We start from the raw sequence: 18,330 nt of genomic DNA on the forward strand, positions 1-18,330 counted from the left end.
AGGCACCGGTTTCATGTATCCTGAGCTTAAGCTGTTCATCGCAGGCAAGTGGCGCACAGCCAACCGGGACATACCGGTCGTGAATCCCGCGACCGAGGGCGAAATCGGGCGTCTTCCCTGCGCGTCGAAGCAGGATCTGGATGACGCTCTGGAGGCCGCAGTCCGAGGGTTTCGCGTATGGAGCCGCACCTCACCGCGCGAACGTTCCGACACAATCCTGCGCGCTGCTGCGCTGATGCGGGAACGTCAGGAAGAGATTGCCAATGCTATCACCATGGAACACGGCAAGCCGCTGAAGCAGGCCAGGCTTGAGGTTATCCGAGGGGCAGAGTTCTTTGAATGGGACGCGGGCGAGGCGATGCGGACCTATGGGCGGGTCATCCCTGCGGCTCCGGGTCACAAGTTCTCCATTCATCACCAGCCTATCGGTGTCGTCGCGGCCTTTTCACCCTGGAACTTCCCGATGAGCCAACCAGCACGCAAAATCGCTGGCGCGCTGGCCTCGGGCTGCTCGATCATCCTGAAAGCGGCCGAGGAAACGCCAGCGGGGGCAATACATATTGCAAAAGCCTTTGAAGATGCCGGTCTTCCTGCAGGCGTCCTGAACCTGGTGTTCGGAGAGCCGGCAGAAATCTCAGGCCACCTCATCCCGCAGGATCCGGTCAGGCTCGTGGCTTTCACCGGCTCAACCGCTGTGGGGCGGCATCTGACCACCTTGGCCTCGGAACACATGACATCGGTGCTGATGGAACTTGGTGGCCACGCGCCAGTAATTGTCTGCGAAGACACAGATGTGAAAGCGGCCGGGATCTCAAGCGCAGTCCGAAAGATGCGCAATGCCGGGCAGGTGTGCACATCGCCTACAAGGTTTTTTGCGCATGAGAGCATCTTTGACGATTACGCCACAACTTTCGTTGAACGCGCTGCGGCAACTATTGTCGGAAACGGAATGGACCAAAATGTGGAAATGGGGCCTTTGGCAAATGACCGGCGGGTGCCTGCACTGACCGAATTGGTGGAAGACGCCCGTGAAAAGGGTGCGACGGTTGCCACGGGTGGCGCCAAACATGGCGACAAAGGGTACTTCTTTCAGCCCACCGTCCTGCTGAACGTGCCCGACAACGCCCGGATCATGCAGGAGGAACCTTTTGGTCCGGTGGCTGTGATCAATCCAGTGTCCTCACTGGACGACGCAATCGGCAAAGCAAACTCAGTGCCCTATGGGCTGGCCGGTTACGCGTTCACAAATCGCGCGGACTATATTGATCGATTGATTGACGAGGTCGAGGTTGGAAACCTGTCTATCAACACGCTTGAGGCATCCATGCCTGAGACGCCCTTTGGGGGCGTGAAATCCAGCGGATATGGTCGCGAAGGCGGCACCGAGGGGCTGGACAACTACATGATCGTAAAAAACGTATGGCATTCCGCCGACATCACCTGAGCAAAGGCGCGTCAGATAAAGTCGCGCCGATTACGGCGTCAGAAGTTTCCGGTAGAGCGTGTCGATAAACGGCTCGGCCCCTTCAAACGGGTCTTCGTCGCCCAGAATTGCGCGGACCTGAACGTCGAAGTCGGCGTAGTGCTGTGTCAGCGCCCAGATTGAAAATATCAGGTGATAAGGGTGCAGGCGCGCGATTTTGCCCTGATCCATCCACTGCGTCAGTATTTCCGTTTTCTCATCCACCAGAGATTTGAGGTCATGCGACAGAGATTCGTGGATACGCGGAGCGCCCTGAACCAGCTCGTTCGCAAACAAACGGCTTTCGCGCGGCAGGTCTCGGCTCATTTCCAGCTTGCGGCGGATATAGGCGAGGATTTCTTCCATCGGGTCGCCATCCGCGTCCAGATCATGCAGGGGGGCCAGCCAGATCTCTAACAGACCGGACAGCAATGCGGTGTGGATCGCCTCTTTCGACGGGAAATAATACAACAGGTTCGGTTTGCTCAGCCCGGCCTCGGTGGCGATTTGATCTACGGTCGCCCCACGGAAACCATGCGCCGAAAACACGTTCAGTGCGGCTTCGAGAATCGCTGCGCGGTTCTTTTTCTGAATTCGGGTCGGGGCGCGGTCTTTGGGCATGTTTCCTGACTGTCTCTTTTTCCGCCAAGCGGGCACCAAATATGCCGAATTTTCCGGCGGCACCATGCAATTTCTTGACTGATGTCGAACCCGTGATAGCGTGAGTTTGACCAGATGGTCAAATCAAGACACCAAAAGCGAGCCAAATCGCAAGCAACAGGGAAGAACAAGATGGCAGCTCCGGCGCAAAACCTCAGGATCAATGGCGACAGACTTTGGGACAGCCTGATGGAGATGGCCAAGATCGGCCCCGGTGTTGCGGGCGGCAACAACCGCCAAACCCTGACGGATGAAGACGCAGAAGGGCGCGCTTTGTTTCAAAAGTGGTGCGAAGACGCCGGTTGCACCATGGGTTTGGATCAGATGGGCAATATGTTTGCCCGTCGCGAAGGGACTGATCCAGATGCGTTGCCGGTCTATGTCGGCTCGCATCTGGACACCCAACCAACCGGCGGCAAGTATGACGGCGTGTTGGGCGTATTGGGTGGGCTGGAGATTATCCGCACGCTCAACGATTTGGGCATCAAGACCAAACACCCGATCGTTGCGACCAACTGGACCAACGAAGAGGGCACACGTTATGCACCAGCGATGCTTTCCTCAGGGGTGTTCGCCGGGATGCACACGCAAGACTGGGCCTATGACCGCGAGGATGCCGAGGGCAAGACGTTCGGCGATGAGCTAAAGCGCATTGGCTGGCGGGGAGACGAAGAAGTCGGTGCCCGCAAAATGCATGCCTTCTTTGAACTGCACATCGAACAGGGGCCGATCCTTGAGGCCGAGGGCAAGGATATCGGCGTTGTGACGCACGGGCAGGGGCTGAGCTGGACGCAGATCACCGTGACAGGCAAAGACGCACATACTGGATCTACTCCGATGCCGATGCGCAAAAACGCGGGTCTGGCGATGGGGCGTATCCTTGAGAAAGTGGATGAGATCGCGTGGTCTCATGCGCCCCATGCCGTTGGTGCTGTAGGGCATATTGACGTGTTCCCGAATTCTCGCAACGTGATTCCCGGCAAGGCGGTGTTCACGGTCGATTTCCGCTCGCCGGATTTGGCGGTCATCACAGATATGGAAAACCGTTTGCGCGTTGCGGCCGAAGATATCGTGGAAGAGATGGGCCTGCAGATCGAATTCGAGAAAGTTGGTGGGTTTGATCCAGTGAAGTTCGATGACAGCTGTGTCGCGGCTGTACGGGGCGCAGCAGAGCGGCTGGGATATTCGCACACCGATATCATCTCAGGGGCGGGGCACGATGCCTGTTGGATCAACCGGGTGGCCCCGACGGCCATGGTCATGTGCCCTTGCGTTGACGGGTTGAGCCACAACGAGGCGGAAGAGATCAGCAAGGATTGGGCCGCAGCCGGGGCGGATGTTCTGTTTCATGCGGTCGTCGAAACGGCCGAGATTGTGGAATAAGGGGCGCTGCCCCCGTCGCCTGATGGGCGACTCCCACGGGATATATTGGCCAGATCAAGCAAGCGGCGCAGACCGCGTCAGGGAGATTAGAATGAGCACTGTTATCAAGAACGGAACCGTTGTGACCGCCGACTTGTCTTACAAGGCGGATGTCATGGTCGAAGATGGCGTCATCACAGAGATCGGGATGGATCTGAAGGGTGACAAGGAATTGGACGCCACGGGATGTTACGTCATGCCGGGTGGGATTGATCCGCATACCCATCTGGAGATGCCGTTTATGGGCACTTATTCCAGCGATGATTTCGAAAGCGGTACGCGGGCTGCGCTGGCGGGTGGAACCACGATGGTCGTTGATTTCGCGCTGCCGAACCCGGGTGAAAGCCTGTTGGACGCGTTGAAGCGTTGGGACAACAAATCCACCCGTGCCAACTGTGACTACTCCTTCCACATGGCCGTGACCTGGTGGGGCGAGCAGGTGTTCGATGACATCAAAACGGTGATCGAGACACGCGGTATCAACACGTTCAAGCACTTCATGGCCTACAAAGGCGCATTGATGGTGAATGATGACGAGTTGTTCTCTTCGTTCAAGCGTCTGGCAGAGTTGGGCGGCATCGCGATGGTTCACGCCGAAAACGGTGATGTGGTGGCGGAACTCAGTGCCAAACTACTGGCCGAGGGCAACAACGGCCCAGAGGCGCACGCCTATTCCCGCCCGCCGCAGGTTGAAGGCGAGGCGACCAACCGTGCGATCATGATTGCCGATATGGCGGGCGTGCCGCTTTATGTGGTGCATACGTCCTGCGAGGATGCGCATGAGGCGATCCGGCGGGCCAAATTGCAGGGCAAGCGGGTCTGGGGCGAACCCCTTATTCAACACCTGACGTTGGATGAGAGCGAGTATTTCAACCAGGATTGGGATCATGCGGCACGTCGGGTTATGAGCCCTCCGTTCCGGAACAAGCAGCACCAGGACAGCTTGTGGAACGGTCTGCAATCGGGATCGTTGAGCGTTGTGGCAACAGACCATTGTGCCTTTACCACCGAACAAAAGCGCTATGGTGTGGGCGACTTTACCAAGATCCCCAACGGCACCGGCGGGCTTGAAGATCGGATGCCGATGCTGTGGACTCATGGGGTAAACACCGGGCGTTTGACACCGAATGAATACGTCGCGGTGACTTCAACGAATATCGCCAAGATATTGAATTGTTACCCGAAAAAAGGAGCCGTTCTGGTTGGCGCTGATGCGGATCTGGTGGTTTGGGATCCTGAAAAGTCCAAGACGATCAGTGCCGATGCGCAGCAATCCTCGATCGACTACAATGTATTCGAGGGCAAAGAGGTTAAAGGCCTGCCGCGCTTTACCCTTACGCGAGGGCATGTGGCTGTGCATGATGGGGAAATCCGCACGCAGGAAGGCCACGGCGATTTTGTTGCACGTGAAGCCAATACCACTGTGAACAAAGCGCTAAGCACCTGGAAAGAGCTGACCGCGCCTCGGCCGGTTGAACGGACGGGCATCCCGGCGACGGGCGTATGATGCGTGCGGGCCGCAATTCATGCGGCCCAAAATCAAATCTTTTCAAGGCTATGGAATGAATACTGAAAGCACTACCCAGCCGGTTATCGAGGCAAGGCAGCTGGATCTGACCTTCCAAACCAATGACGGGCCAATTCACGCGCTGAAAGACGTAAATCTGACGGTCGACAAGGGTGACTTCGTCAGCTTCATCGGTCCCTCAGGCTGCGGAAAAACCACCTTTTTGCGATGTATCGCTGCGCTTGAAACACCGACCGGAGGAACCCTGACGGTCAATGGCATGACCCCGGATGAGGCGCGGCGGAACCGGGCCTATGGCTACGTGTTTCAAGCGGCGGGCCTGTATCCCTGGCGCACCATCGCTAAGAACATCAAGCTACCGCTTGAGATCATGGGGTATTCGGCCACTGAGCAAGATGAACGTGTGAGAAACGTTCTTGAACTTGTTGATCTTGAAGGGTTTGGCGGCAAATTTCCGTGGCAACTGTCCGGCGGTATGCAGCAACGCGCCAGCATTGCGCGTGCGCTGGCATTTGACGCTGATATCCTGCTAATGGACGAACCCTTTGGGGCGCTGGACGAGATCGTGCGCGATCACCTGAACGAACAGCTTTTGGCGCTATGGGCGCGCACAGAAAAAACCATCGGTTTCGTCACGCACTCGATCCCCGAGGCAGTGTATCTGAGCACCAAAATCGTGGTGATGAGCCCGCGACCGGGGCGAATAACGGATGTGATCGACAGCCCGTTGCCGAAGGAACGTCCATTGGACATCCGCGACACGCCTGAGTTCATCGAAGTGGCTCATCGTGTGCGCGAGGGTCTACGGGCGGGGCATGCGGAAGATGAATGATGGGTTCAAAGCTTTTTGGGCAGTTCTGACCGTCCTAGCGGTGATCGTTGTCTTTTGGTATGCGGCCTGCATTCCAATGAACATCAAAGGTGTTTTGACGGAACAGGAGCGTGCAGGGGCCGAAGTTCAGCCACCATCGGCTAAAGATCGTCGAGATATGTCCGAATTCGGACTGGTGTTGAATAACAGCTTTGCCATCCCCGCCACGTGGGAGCAGGACCGGCCCCGCCTGCCGGCGCCGCATCAGGTCGCCGTCGAGATGTGGGAGACCACTGTACAGAAAAAAATTACCTCGAAGCGATCGCTTATCTATCACGGATGGGTCACGCTGAGCGCAACGATGCTGGGCTTTGTGATCGGTACTGGATTGGGCATTCTGCTGGCTGTCGGGATAGTGCACAGCCGCGTCATGGACCTGTCGGTGATGCCATGGGCCATCGTCAGCCAGACGATTCCCATCATCGCTTTGGCGCCAATGATTATCGTGGTGCTGTACTCGGTGGGCATTCAGGGGATCATCCCCAAGGCGGTAATCTCGGCCTATTTGAGTTTCTTCCCTGTGGTTGTTGGTATGGTCAAAGGGCTTCGCAGCCCAGATGCAATGCAACTGGACCTGCTGCGCACTTACAGCGCCAGCCGGTCGCAGGGGTTCTGGAAGCTGCGCTTGCCCGCATCGATGCCGTATCTGTTTACGTCGCTGAAGATCGGCATTGCGGCTTCGCTGGTCGGTGCCATCGTTGGTGAATTGCCAACAGGGGCGGTGGCCGGTTTGGGTGCGCGTCTACTGGCAGGCAGCTACTATGGACAAACCGTGCAGATCTGGTCTGCCTTGTTTGCAGCGGCCATTCTGGCGGCTTGCCTGGTCGGGTTGCTGGGGCTTGTAGAACGGAAGGTCCTGAAAAGAATGGGGATGGCGCAATGATACTAGTGCTGTTTGCAATCGTCGTTTGGGTCCTGGGTTGGTGGCTGAATAGTCGTCTGGCCAGCGGGCCTTATGCGGACACGCGCATGGTGCGATTTCTGGCTCCGTTCATATTTGGCGTAACGATTATTGTCATATGGGAGCTGCTGGTCAGAGGCCTAGACGTGTCTTTGGTCATACTGCCGGCGCCATCCGTAATTGCGGTGCGCTTTGCCAACAGCCTGCCGATCCTGTGGGAGGATTTCGTTCAAACCATCATCAAAGGCGCGTTCAGCGGGTACATCATTGGGTGCTTCGCCGCATTCCTGATGGCAATTGCGGTGGATCGCTGGGATTTCCTCCGACTTGGGTTGCTGCCCGTTGGGAACTTTGTCGCAGCGCTGCCAATTGTCGGGACCGCACCCATTCTTGTGATGTGGTTTGGGTTCGACTGGCACTCCAAAGCCGCCGTTGTCGTGGTGATGGTGTTCTTCCCAATGCTGGTCAACACCGTGGCTGGTCTGCGTGAGGCCACGGCAATGCAGCGCGACCTGATGGAGACCTATGCGGCCACCTATTGGCAGAGCTTCTTGAAGTTGCGATTGCCCGCCGCGATGCCCTTTATCTTCAACGGCTTAAAGATTTCTACCACCCTGGCGTTGATCGGCGCTATCGTGGCAGAGTTCTTTGGCTCGCCCACGCTAGGCATGGGCTTTCGGATATCCACCAGCGTGGGGCAATTATCGCTGGACATGGTCTGGGCCGAGATTGTGGTGGCCGCTTTGGCCGGGACCGCATTTTATGGTCTTGTCGCAATGATCGAAAAGGCGGTGACCTTCTGGCACCCGTCGCAACGTGGATAAAACAATAATTCAACAGACCCCAAAAGGGGCACCAACAGCAACTAGGAGATATGAAGATGAATAAGCTACTCAGCGGGGCGATAGCCGCCTTTAGTCTGGCCGCCAGTTCGGCTTTCGCTGCGGATGAGGTGACATTGCAACTGAAGTGGGTCACGCAAGCTCAGTTCGCGGGCTACTATGTTGCCAAGGACAAGGGGTTCTACGAGGAAGAGGGGCTGGACGTCACTATTCTGCCCGGCGGACCAGACATTGCACCGACGCAGGTGATCGCAGGTGGCGGCGCTGACGTGACCGTTGAATGGATGCCTGCCGCGCTGGCTGCACGCGAAAAGGGTTTGCCTCTGGTCAATATCGCGCAGCCGTTCAAAAGCTCGGGTATGATGCTGACCTGCTGGAAAGATGCCGGGATCGAGGCACCCGAAGACCTTAAGAACCGCACGCTGGGCGTTTGGTTTTTTGGCAACGAGTTCCCATTCATGAGCTGGATGAGCCAACTGGGCATCGACACGGGAGGCAAAAGCGAAAGCGGTGTGGAAGTTCTGAAGCAAGGCTTCAACGTCGACCCGCTGCTGCAGCGTCAGGCCGATTGCATCAGCACCATGACCTATAACGAATATTGGCAGGTCATCGATTCCGGCGTCAACCCGGATGAGCTGGTGACCTTCAAGTACGAAGATCAGGGTGTCGCGACATTGGAGGACGGCCTGTATGTTCTGGAGGAGAACCTTGGGGACGCAGCGTTTGTCGACAAGATGGAACGCTTCGTTCGCGCCTCGATGAAGGGTTGGAAATACGCCGAAGAAAATCCGGATGAGGCGGCCGATATCGTGCTGGAAAACGATGAGACCGGCGCCCAGACCGAAGAGCATCAGAAACGCATGATGGGCGAGATCGCCAAGCTGACCTCAGGTTCGAACGGTTCGCTGGACCCTGCCGATTTTGAGCGCACCGTTGCCACCTTGCTGGCGGGCGGTTCCGATCCTGTGATCACCAAGCAGCCAGACGGCGCTTGGACGCACCAGATCACGGATGCGGCTCTGAACTGATCCGCTTCGCACTGACTGAAAAGGCGCGGTCCCAAACGGGGCCGCGTTTCCTGTTTCTTATGTCGGAAATGTGTCTGTACTTGAGATCGAAATGGCGTAGAATTCTATGAATAACAGCGCATTTCATACGAAACTGGCGATAGTCCGAAGAAAATGCAGGGATTTGCATCGGAATTCAATGCAGCGTTCACTCTGATCCTGAATGGGGATCCAGAGCTTTGGGCGATTGTGCTGCTTTCCCTGAAAGTTTCCGTTTTTGCCGTCCTGATTTCTGCACTGATTGGCATGCCTGTTGGCGCTGCGCTGGCCGTTGCACGCTTTCCGGGGCGGCGGGTTTTGATCATTCTTATGAACGCGCTGATGGGGTTCCCGCCGGTGGTCGTAGGCTTGCTGGTTTATCTGATGTTGTCACGATCCGGGCCTTTAGGTGTGCTTGAACTGCTCTACACACCGACCGCGATGATCATCGCGCAGGTTGTTTTGGTGACGCCCATCGTCGCTGCGTTGACGCGGCAGGTGGTCGAGATGCTGGCCGAGGAATACTCGGAACAGCTCCGATCCTTGGGCGTGTCGCGGCTGGCGTCTGTGCCAGTACTTCTGTGGGATGCGCGTTTGGCGCTGGTCACGGCCTTGCTGGCCGGATTTGGCCGCGCCATTGCCGAAGTTGGGGCGGTCATAATCGTTGGCGGAAACATCAATCACGTGACGCGGGTGATGACGACGACCATCGCGCTGGAAACGTCCAAGGGAAATCTTGCGCTGGCCCTGGCGCTCGGCGCGATCCTGATCGGTATTGCCATAGCGGTGAACGCCATGGTCAGCACGCTTAGCCTGCGGGCTGAAAGAGAGGGGTTGCGTCATGCGTGATCTGGTCTCGGAAATGGCGCGGCGCATCACCGTTAACGGATTGCAGATTGCGCGTAATGGCACCGCATTGCTGGACGTTCCGCACCTGACATTGAACGGGCCGGGGCCGACCTTGATCCTTGGACCGAACGGCGCGGGCAAAAGCCTGTTGCTGCGGTGCCTGCATGGGCTGATTGCGCCGGACAAAGGGTACGTGGAGCAAGATGGAGTTCCTTTGAATGCTGATCACAAGGCCCGGCAGGCGATGGTGTTTCAGCAACCCGTCTTGCTGCGCCGGTCCGTCGCAGCCAATCTGGATTTTGTCCTCAAACGGCAGGGCCTGCAGCGCGTTGCTCGCAAGACGCGTATTGCTGATTTGCTGACCCAAGGCGGGCTTGAAGGCAAAGCACGGCAAGCGGCCAGATCGCTGTCGGGAGGTGAGGCGCAGCGGCTGGCCATCCTGCGCGCGCTGGCGCTGGACCCGGATACCTTGTTTCTGGACGAACCGACCAGCGCACTGGACCCCGGCGCCACTCAGGTGATTGAGCGGATGATCCTGCGCGCATCAGAAGGGGGGGTGCGCATTGTCATGGTGACCCATGACATCGGTCAGGCGCGCCGGCTGGCATCGGATGTCGTCATGATGCAGGGCGGTCATGTGGTTGAACATGGCGATGCGCGTCAGGTATTGGACGATCCCAAAAGTGATGCCTCGCGCAGGTATCTTGCAGGCGGATTGGTGACATAACAAAAAATCTGGAGTTTAGAATGATCCGGAATTTCATTCGGGCAGCATTGGTTTCACTTGGCTTGTTTACAGGTCCGGCCTTAGCCGAAGAACCATTTATCGTGGTGCAATCAACGACCTCGACCCAAAATTCGGGACTGTTGGATTACATCCTTCCTTGGTTCGAGGCGGAAACCGGGATCGACGTGCGCGTTGTTGCTGTGGGCACCGGGCAGGCGATCCGTAATGCAATCAATGGGGATGGTGACGTTCTGTTGGTCCATGCAAAGGCGGACGAAGAGCAGTTTGTCGAAGACGGCTGGGGCGTTGAACGATTTGACGTGATGTATAATGACTTCGTTCTTGTCGGTCCGAAATCAGACCCGGCCAAGGTGAAGGGCGGATCGGATATCGTGGCCGCTTTGACCGCGGTATCTGAGGCCGAAGTTCCCTTTGCATCACGCGGGGACGACAGCGGAACGCATAAGGCCGAAATGCGCCACTGGAACGACGCCGAAGTAGATCCGGCTGCGGAATCGGGTACGTGGTACCGGGAAACCGGTTCAGGCATGGGCGCGACGTTGAACGTGGCCAGTGGCATGGATGCCTATACCCTGACGGATCGTGCGACGTGGGAATCCTTCGGCAACCGTGGAAACCTTGAAGTGTTGGTCGAAGGTGATCCGCGCTTGTTCAACCAATACGGCGTTATTCTGGTGAACCCCGAAAAACATGCGGGTGTAAGGGCGGCGGCAGGGCAGCGGTTTGTTGATTGGCTGATCGGCCCGGACGGGCAGGCAGCCATCGAGGCCTTTGAGTTGAATGGTCAGCAGCTGTTCTTTCCGAACGCGAAATAGGGGATCACCCGCTGGCGCCATTGTGGTGGATCGTTCCCAGACCGGACAGGTCGTAACCACCAAACTCATTGGCGCGGGTCAGGAACCGCTCGGACTGCACAAAGCTGAGCAACTTCAGCATCGGGTCATCAAAATAGGCCCGACGCCAAATCGCCAGGTCCAGGCGTTCGGTATGCGTAGGAACAAACCCCAGATCGTACAGCCCAGCCAATGCGCCTAGTCCGAACCCGACCTCGGCCTTGTTGTCATGCAGGGCAATGGCCAACTCTTCTTCTGTGCGGGCGCAGGTGGGCAGAGTTTCCAGATCGTTGCGGGTTATTTCGTGGGCCTCAAGCTGTGCGTCGAACAACCGTTGGCTGGCCGCGCTGTCCTGACGCAAGATGACACGACGGCCTTTTAGCTGCGCAAAACCCTGAATATCCGACGCGTCCGGTGCCAGCAGCAACCCACGCTGGCGCTGCGCGATTTCGAACAGAACGACCGGAGCCTCACCCAAAGCGTCTTTCAGGGTCTGGGTGTTGAACCCGCCATCCTCATGAATATGCAGCGCAGCCGCCTGCGCGTTGCGGTCTTTCAGGCGGGTCAGGCCGTCGAATGAGCCATCATAATATGTCGCCAGACCCGAGCCGCTTTCGCGCAGCGCCCAGTCCAGCAGCGGATCGTGACTGCCAGCCACAATCGGGGGCAGGGGCGGTTCGGCCACTTGCGGACCGGATCGTGATGCGTTGAGCCAGGCGATCACCTCGGCCCGCGGGAACAGCAGTTTGCCCATGGCACGCACGCAAGGCACCTCACCCGATGAGGCAAGATCATAGGCCTTCCGCTCGCCAATGCGCAGCAGATCGGCCAGTTCCTTGGTGGTCAGATATTCGGACATTCAGTCGAGACGCACAGCCGAGCTGGAGCCGGCATCCGCAGCACTGAAACCGATCTGTTGCAGTGCAAAGGGCGCAGCGACTGTGATCACCACCATGGCAGCGACAGCGGCAAGAAAGGCTTTCATAGTCTCCTCCAGCTCAGTTTTCCGGTGCCGTGGCGCGGCGTAGAAAGGCGATAAGGTCGTCCCTGTCCCTGGGTTCGGTGATCCGCTGCATCGGCATCTTCGACCCCGGAATGTAGTGGTCCGGCCCTTCGTCAAACAGAGCGTTTATCGTTTCTTCATTCCAAATGATATCAGAGTCTTGCAGCGTGTTCGAATAAAAATATCCGGTAAGCGTACCCGCCTTGCGCCCGAACACACCATGCAGCGACGGACCCGCGCGGCGTTGATCATCCGGTGTAAGGCTGTGGCAGATCGAGCATTTGCGGGCAAACTGGCGTTCTCCGTTCTCCATTTCCTCAGGGTTTTTGAGAAAGCTGGGTTCTGTCGCGGCCATCTGTTCCTGGTCGCCAAGCGAGGCGACTGGCCAGCTGTACATGGCTTCGTCAATCCCGCCCGCGTGTAGGTTCTGCCCATCAGGCGAAAAGGCCAGCGCCCAGACCGGGCCGCGTAATGTGGCCCTGAAATCCTGCGCGATACGCCATTCGACCGTGTCGATCACCATGATATAGCCTTCGCCATCTCCGACGGCCAACATGCTGCGATCCGGGCTGAGCGCCAATGCAAGGATCGGTCGACGTTCCAAGGTGAAATCACGCTCATCACCGGTTGTCAGGTCAAGGATGCGGGTGACACCGTCGACTGCGCCGTACGCAATCCAGTTGTCCTGTTCGTTCAGTGCCAGCTCATTGATGCCAAATCCGTGTTCCACGAACCGGTTCGTTTCCTGTCCGCTGGCAACGTCCCATATGCGCAGTGAACCATCGATACCTGCGGAATAAAGTTCCGAACCGTCTGCAGAGAATTCGACGGCGTTTATGCCACTGCCAATGGGGCCGAGGATCGACGGTGCCGAACCGTCAACTGGCCATAGGCCGATTGTGCCGTCCCAACTGGCCGTTGCCACGTGGGTTTTGGATGCGGCCACGCCCACGATCTTGCCTTTGTGCTGACCTACAACTTGGCCTCCGGGCCACCGGCGCAGGGTAAAGTCATCTCCTGCCGAATAGATCGCAGTGCCGTTGAAAACGACCGAATTGACGGCGGCTTCGTGGCCTTCCAGCCATTTTGGGGATTGATCCGTCCACACACCGACCGAGTTGTCAAAACTTGCTGTTGCGATCCGACCGTCTGGCGCGGTGGCGATCCCCATGATGGGTCCGCCATGGCCCTTGAGCGTAAAGAACTCGGCCATTGCGGGCAGGGGCATCAAAGCCAGAGCCAGAACCAGCTTGCGCATTTATTCGGCGGGCGAGGCCGCCCCTTCGCTGGCCTCTTTTGCCTGCACCTCTTCAAGCCACAGCGAGTGATGCTCGCGTGCCCATTGCTCTTCCACCTCTCCGGTTCCCATAGCGTCAAACGCACCTTCCATGCCGACCGAGCCCAGATAGATGTGGGCCAGAATGATCGCGATGAATGCATAGGCGACCATGACGTGCCAGATCTGGGCGTATTGCATCTCTTCCTGCGGGGACATCTGCACGGGCAGGTTCAGCCCAAGCATCTGCGGAATACCGGTCGAATTCGCGATCGAAAAGGTCTTGGCAAACAGTGGCATTTCAAATGGGAACAGCAACGACAGACCGGACAGGCTGATCGAGACGCCCAGCAGAATGCAAAGCCAGAATATGATCTTTTGCCCGGCGTTAAATTTTTTGGCGGGCGGGTGGCTGCCTTTGGTGAATAACCCCCCACCGGCAGCGAGCCATTTCAGGTCGGTGCGGTTCGGGATGTTGTGAGAAATCCAGTTCACTGTCACGATGATCAGCCCAAGCATAAAGGCCCAAGCCAGGTTGTTGTGCAGCCATTTGCAGCCCTGAGCGATCGTCGCGAACCCCTCTTTGCCGAAAACGGGGATCAGGAAATCACGACCGTACAAAGTTAACAGGCCGGTGACGCCTAGTATCAGGAAGGACCCGGCAAACAACCAGTGCCCGAACCGCTCGATCCCGTTGAAACGCAGAATCTTCCGCCCGGTCTTTTCACCATCAATCCTGATCTTTCCGCGGACCAGGAAAAACAGCAGCAACAGAACAAGCATACCGCCGATGATGTAAGATCCGTATTCACGCAAAGGTCCGGTGCGAAAATTCAGCCACCACATGCCGCCGTCCTGGATCAGTACCGTTGCGGCTGGCCCCTGAGATGAAACGGTTACATCCGCCGAGCCGTAGCGAAGTGCGCGATAGACATCGCTGTCCGAGGTCACACCGCGCGTCCCAAGCTGACCAAGCAAGCCTTCGGCATTGCCTTGGCCGGTGTTTTCGGACCGATAGCTGTCATCCACCTTTTCGCCGCGCTGGCGCGCCATGATATCCTCAAGCGTAGTCGCACCACCAGTCGCCGTCCTGTGGGCTGGTGCGGCGGCTTCGGTTTCACTTGATTGGGCGATGGCGGTTTGGGCCATCGAAAATGTCAGCAGCAATATGGCGAGTAAGCGGAACATCTGAACCTCGGTCAAAATCCCTGTTCAGACGACCCACTGATGCGGGTCGTCTGTTTGGTTCATGAAGGCGGGTTTACCCGTCCTTCTGGTCGTAGGCGGTGCCCCAACCCCATGCGCCCGATCCAAATCCGCGCGCGACGACGCGCTCGCGGTAGATGGCCGAGACCACATCGCCGTCACCGGCGAGCAGGGCCTTGGTGGAACACATCTCGGCGCAGATGGGCAGTTTGCCCTCGGCGATCCGGTTGCGACCATACTTTGCGAACTCTGCGGTCGAGTTGTTTTCTTCGGGACCACCGGCGCAGAAGGTACATTTGTCCATCTTGCCACGTGATCCGAAGTTGCCCGCCTGCGGGTATTGCGGCGCACCGAAGGGGCACGCATAAAAGCAATAGCCGCAGCCAATGCACAGGTCCTTGGAGTGCAGGACGACGCCTTCTTCGTTCTGATAGAAGCAGTCGACCGGGCACACCGCCATGCAAGGCGCGTCTGAGCAATGCATACAGGCCACCGAGATCGAGCGTTCGCCCGGGTTGCCGTCATTGATCGTCACCACCCTGCGGCGGTTGATGCCCCAAGGCACTTCGTGCTCGTTCTTACACGCGGTTACGCAGGCGTTGCACTCGATGCAGCGTTCAGCGTCGCAGAGAAACTTTGCTCTAGCCATTATCGTTCTCCTTACGCTGCCGAGATCTTGCAGAGAGTACACTTGGTCTCTTGCATCTGGGTCACTGAATCATAGCCATAGGTCTGGGCGGTGTTGGAACTTTCACCCAAGACATAGGGGTCGGCACCAGCAGGGTATTTATTCCGCTGGTCTTCGCCCTGGAAATGGCCGCCAAAGTGGAACGGCATGAAGGCCACGCCGGCACCGACCCTGTTGGTCAGCATCGCCATCACCTTGACCTTGCCGCCCTCGGGACCTTCGACCCAGACCTGTGCCCCGTCACGAATGCCCAGATTGTTGGCATCGCGCGGGTTGATCTCGACGAACATGTCCTGTTGCAGTTCAGCCAGCCACGGGTTTGACCGCGACTCATCACCGCCGCCCTCATACTCGACCAGGCGACCCGACGTCAGGATTATCGGATAATCCTTTGAAAAGTCGTTCTTTTGGATCGATGCATAAAGCGTGGGTAGGCGATAGGCCTGACGGTCCTCGTAGGTCGGATAGTCCTCTACCAGATCGCGACGCGGCGTATATAGCGGCTCACGGTGGATTGGGATCGGATCCGGGAAGGTCCAGACGACCGCGCGGGCCTTGGCGTTCCCGAAGGGCGCACAGCCATGCTCGATCGCGACCCGCTGGATGCCGCCGGACAGGTCGGTCTTCCAGTTGGTCTCTGGTCCCGCAACGGCATCGATGGCCGCGCGTTCCTCGGCCGTCAGATCGCCATCCCAGCCAAGGTCCATCAGCATCTGCATCGTGAATTCAGGATAGCCATCCTGAATTTCCGACCCGACACTATAGACCCCTTCGGCCAGCAGGTTGTCACCGTCGCGTTCCACGCCGAAACGGGCGCGGAAGGTCAGGCCGCCTTCGGCCACCGGTTTGGACATGTCATAGAGGTTTGGTGTCCCCGTATGACCCATCTCTGCCGTTCCCCAGCAAGGCCAGGGTAGACCGTAATACTCGCCGTCGTTGGGTCCACCAATGGCCTGCAGCGTGGTTCTGTCGAACGTGTGCTGGTTGGCCATGTGGCTTTTCAGACGTTCCGGTGACTGACCAGTATATCCGATGGTCCAGAGGCCCGAGTTGAACTCACGCGTGATGCTTTCAACATTCGGGGTTTCGGGATCTTCCATCTCGATATTGCGGAATAGTCGATCTGCCCATCCAAACTTGTTGGCGAACTTGGCCATGATGACCTCGTCCGGCAGACTTTCGAACAGCGGTTCCACAACCTTGTCACGCCACTGCAGCGACCGGTTCGATGCCGTGACCGAGCCGCGGGTTTCGAACTGCGTACAGGCGGGCAACAGGTAGACGCCATCAGTGCGATCATGCAAAACGGCGGAAACTGTAGGATAAGGGTCGATCACGACCAGCATGTCCAGCTTCTCCATCGCCGTCTTCATTTCCGTCATCCGGGTCTGCGAGTTGGGCGCGTGGCCCCACAGAACCATGGCACGGACGTTGTTGTCCTGATCCATGTTTGCCGGGTCTTCCAGAACACCGTCGATCCAGCGGGAAACAGGGATGCCGCGTTCGTTCTGAAGCGGTTTGTCCTTGCCTTCCTTGTCTTTGATCGTGGCAAACTGGCCAGCGAGCCATTCGGGTTCTTCACCCCAGACACGTGCCCAGTGACCCCATGCACCTTTTGACAGGCCATAATAGCCGGGCAGCGTGTGGGACAGAACACCAAGGTCCGTTGCGCCCTGAACATTGTCATGGCCGCGGAAGATGTTGGTGCCACCACCCGAGGTGCCCATGTTGCCAAGCGCAAGCTGCAACACGCAGTAGGCGCGGGTGTTGTTGTTACCATTGGTGTGCTGCGTACCACCCATACACCAGATCACCGTACCAGGACGGTTGTTGGCCATGGTGCGCGCAACACGCTTCAGCTGCGAACCGGGGGTGCCGGTGACGCGCTCGACCTCTTCCGGGTTCCACTTGGCAACCTCTTCACGGATCTGGTCCATGCCCCAGACACGGGTGCGGATGAACTCTTTGTCCTCCCATCCGTTGTCGAAGATGTGCCACAGAATACCCCAGACCAAAGCAACGTCTGTACCGGGGCGGAAGCGGACATACTCATCGGCATGGGCCGCGGTGCGCGTAAAGCGTGGATCGCAGACAATCAGTGGCGCGTTGTTCTGCTCTTTCGCGCGCAGAACATGCAACAGTGAGACAGGGTGTGCCTCGGCCGGGTTGCCGCCGATGATGAAGATGGCCCGAGAGTTATGGATGTCGTTGTACGAATTGGTCATGGCGCCGTAGCCCCATGTATTCGCAACACCCGCAACAGTGGTTGAGTGGCAGATACGGGCTTGATGGTCCACGTTGTTCGTGCCCCAATAGGCGGCGAACTTGCGGAACAGATAGGCCTGTTCGTTGTTATGCTTGGCCGAGCCCAGCCAGTACACGCTGTCCGGCCCGGATTCTTCGCGGATGCTCATCATGCCGTCGCCGATCTCGTTGATCGCCTCTTCCCAGCTGATGCGCTTCCACTCTCCGCCTTCCTTCTTCATCGGATACTTGAGGCGACGCTCGCCATGGGCGTGCTCGCGAACTGCGGCCCCCTTGGCGCAATGTCCACCCAGATTGAACGGGCTATCCCAACCGGGCTCTTGCCCGATCCAGACGCCATTCTGCACTTCGGCGACGACGGTGCAGCCGACCGAGCAGTGGGTGCATATGGACTTGATGTTTTCCACGGCCTGATTGGCCGCTGTCTGGGCACTGGCTGGCGTCACGGTTCCACCCGTGGCGCTGATCGCGGCAAGGCCGCCGATCGTCAGGCCCGAGCCACGCAGGAATGCGCGGCGATCGACGGTTTTCTCGCCGACCTGGGACAGGATACTTGTCCGCTGGGGGCGTCTCGCAACCCCGTTGGTCTTTTTCCTAAGCATTTCTTTCCTCCCTTGCGCGCCGTGTGAGCCACGGCTGGCTTGGTACTGCTGGTGCCGACGTCAGGGCCAATCGCAACCGTCAGTCGGGTGTGACCTCGTCCGGGTTAGAACCGGGCGCTGTCGTCGCG

17 protein-coding genes are annotated in these 18,330 nt (G+C 58.0%); 10 read left to right on the plus strand and 7 right to left on the minus strand.

Annotated elements, in window-relative coordinates; translation table 11 throughout:
• The first annotated feature begins 13 nt into the window (after positions 1-13).
• Entirely contained in the window at positions 14-1,444 is a 1,431-nt protein-coding gene (locus tag QMP16_RS01690; protein WP_282150990.1) for an NAD-dependent succinate-semialdehyde dehydrogenase, read from the plus strand.
• Positions 1,445-1,474: 30 nt separating this feature from the next.
• Here QMP16_RS01690 and QMP16_RS01695 read toward each other — a convergent pair whose 3' ends face one another.
• The gene (locus QMP16_RS01695) at positions 1,475-2,083 is read right to left on the minus strand and encodes a TetR family transcriptional regulator C-terminal domain-containing protein (protein ID WP_282150991.1); all 609 of its coding nucleotides are present in this window, start codon (positions 2,081-2,083) and stop codon (positions 1,475-1,477) included.
• A 171-nt stretch (positions 2,084-2,254) separates the two neighbouring features.
• Here QMP16_RS01695 and QMP16_RS01700 point away from each other — a divergent pair, with 171 nt between their 5' ends.
• From QMP16_RS01700 to QMP16_RS01740, 9 genes are all read left to right on the plus strand, one after another.
• On the plus strand, positions 2,255-3,505 hold the full coding sequence (locus QMP16_RS01700; RefSeq protein ID WP_282150992.1) for a Zn-dependent hydrolase: 1,251 nt from the start codon (positions 2,255-2,257) through the stop codon (positions 3,503-3,505).
• A gap of 91 nt (positions 3,506-3,596) precedes the next feature.
• Complete coding sequence (gene hydA / locus QMP16_RS01705) at positions 3,597-5,051, plus strand: dihydropyrimidinase (RefSeq protein ID WP_282150993.1); 1,455 nt, start codon at positions 3,597-3,599, stop codon at positions 5,049-5,051.
• A 55-nt stretch (positions 5,052-5,106) separates the two neighbouring features.
• On the plus strand, positions 5,107-5,904 hold the full coding sequence (locus QMP16_RS01710) for an ABC transporter ATP-binding protein (protein WP_282150994.1): 798 nt from the start codon (positions 5,107-5,109) through the stop codon (positions 5,902-5,904).
• Complete coding sequence (locus tag QMP16_RS01715; RefSeq protein ID WP_058277687.1) at positions 5,897-6,826, plus strand: ABC transporter permease; 930 nt, start codon at positions 5,897-5,899, stop codon at positions 6,824-6,826. The genes QMP16_RS01710 and QMP16_RS01715 overlap by 8 nt, the downstream gene beginning before the upstream one ends.
• Positions 6,823-7,668, plus strand: a complete 846-nt coding sequence (locus QMP16_RS01720; RefSeq protein WP_058277688.1) for an ABC transporter permease — start codon at positions 6,823-6,825, stop codon at positions 7,666-7,668. Before QMP16_RS01715 ends, QMP16_RS01720 begins: the two co-directional genes overlap by 4 nt.
• Positions 7,669-7,724: 56 nt before the next feature.
• On the plus strand, positions 7,725-8,714 hold the full coding sequence (locus QMP16_RS01725) for an ABC transporter substrate-binding protein (protein ID WP_282150995.1): 990 nt from the start codon (positions 7,725-7,727) through the stop codon (positions 8,712-8,714).
• A 153-nt stretch (positions 8,715-8,867) separates the two neighbouring features.
• A complete protein-coding gene (locus tag QMP16_RS01730) occupies positions 8,868-9,581 on the plus strand; it encodes an ABC transporter permease (protein ID WP_282150996.1) in 714 nt (237 codons plus the stop codon).
• Positions 9,574-10,308 (plus strand): ATP-binding cassette domain-containing protein, encoded by a 735-nt coding sequence (locus QMP16_RS01735; RefSeq protein ID WP_282150997.1) that lies wholly within the window; start codon positions 9,574-9,576, stop codon positions 10,306-10,308. The genes QMP16_RS01730 and QMP16_RS01735 overlap by 8 nt, the downstream gene beginning before the upstream one ends.
• Before the next feature lie 20 nt (positions 10,309-10,328).
• A complete protein-coding gene (locus tag QMP16_RS01740; RefSeq protein ID WP_282150998.1) occupies positions 10,329-11,144 on the plus strand; it encodes a substrate-binding domain-containing protein in 816 nt (271 codons plus the stop codon).
• A gap of 4 nt (positions 11,145-11,148) precedes the next feature.
• Here the strand turns inward: QMP16_RS01740 and QMP16_RS01745 are convergent, their stop codons facing one another.
• From QMP16_RS01745 to QMP16_RS01770, 6 genes are all read right to left on the minus strand, one after another.
• Entirely contained in the window at positions 11,149-12,021 is an 873-nt protein-coding gene (locus QMP16_RS01745) for a helix-turn-helix transcriptional regulator (RefSeq protein ID WP_282150999.1), read from the minus strand.
• Positions 12,022-12,147, minus strand: coding sequence for a hypothetical protein (locus QMP16_RS01750; RefSeq protein WP_282151000.1), 126 nt, complete (start codon positions 12,145-12,147; stop codon positions 12,022-12,024).
• 13 nt (positions 12,148-12,160) lie between these two features.
• A complete protein-coding gene (locus tag QMP16_RS01755; RefSeq protein WP_282151001.1) occupies positions 12,161-13,423 on the minus strand; it encodes a c-type cytochrome in 1,263 nt (420 codons plus the stop codon).
• On the minus strand, positions 13,424-14,629 hold the full coding sequence (locus QMP16_RS01760; protein WP_282151002.1) for a formate dehydrogenase subunit gamma: 1,206 nt from the start codon (positions 14,627-14,629) through the stop codon (positions 13,424-13,426). It abuts the gene before it with no gap.
• Positions 14,630-14,702: 73 nt separating this feature from the next.
• On the minus strand, positions 14,703-15,296 hold the full coding sequence (gene fdh3B / locus QMP16_RS01765; protein ID WP_058273836.1) for a formate dehydrogenase FDH3 subunit beta: 594 nt from the start codon (positions 15,294-15,296) through the stop codon (positions 14,703-14,705).
• Between the two features lie 11 nt (positions 15,297-15,307).
• Positions 15,308-18,202 carry a formate dehydrogenase subunit alpha gene (locus QMP16_RS01770; protein ID WP_282151003.1) on the minus strand — a complete coding sequence of 965 codons (2,895 nt, stop codon included), beginning with the start codon at positions 18,200-18,202 and terminating at the stop codon, positions 15,308-15,310.
• Between the last annotated feature and the right edge of the window lie 128 nt (positions 18,203-18,330).

Source organism: Ruegeria atlantica (assembly GCF_947495585.1).
GTDB classification, from domain to species: Bacteria; Pseudomonadota; Alphaproteobacteria; order Rhodobacterales; family Rhodobacteraceae; genus Ruegeria; species Ruegeria atlantica_G.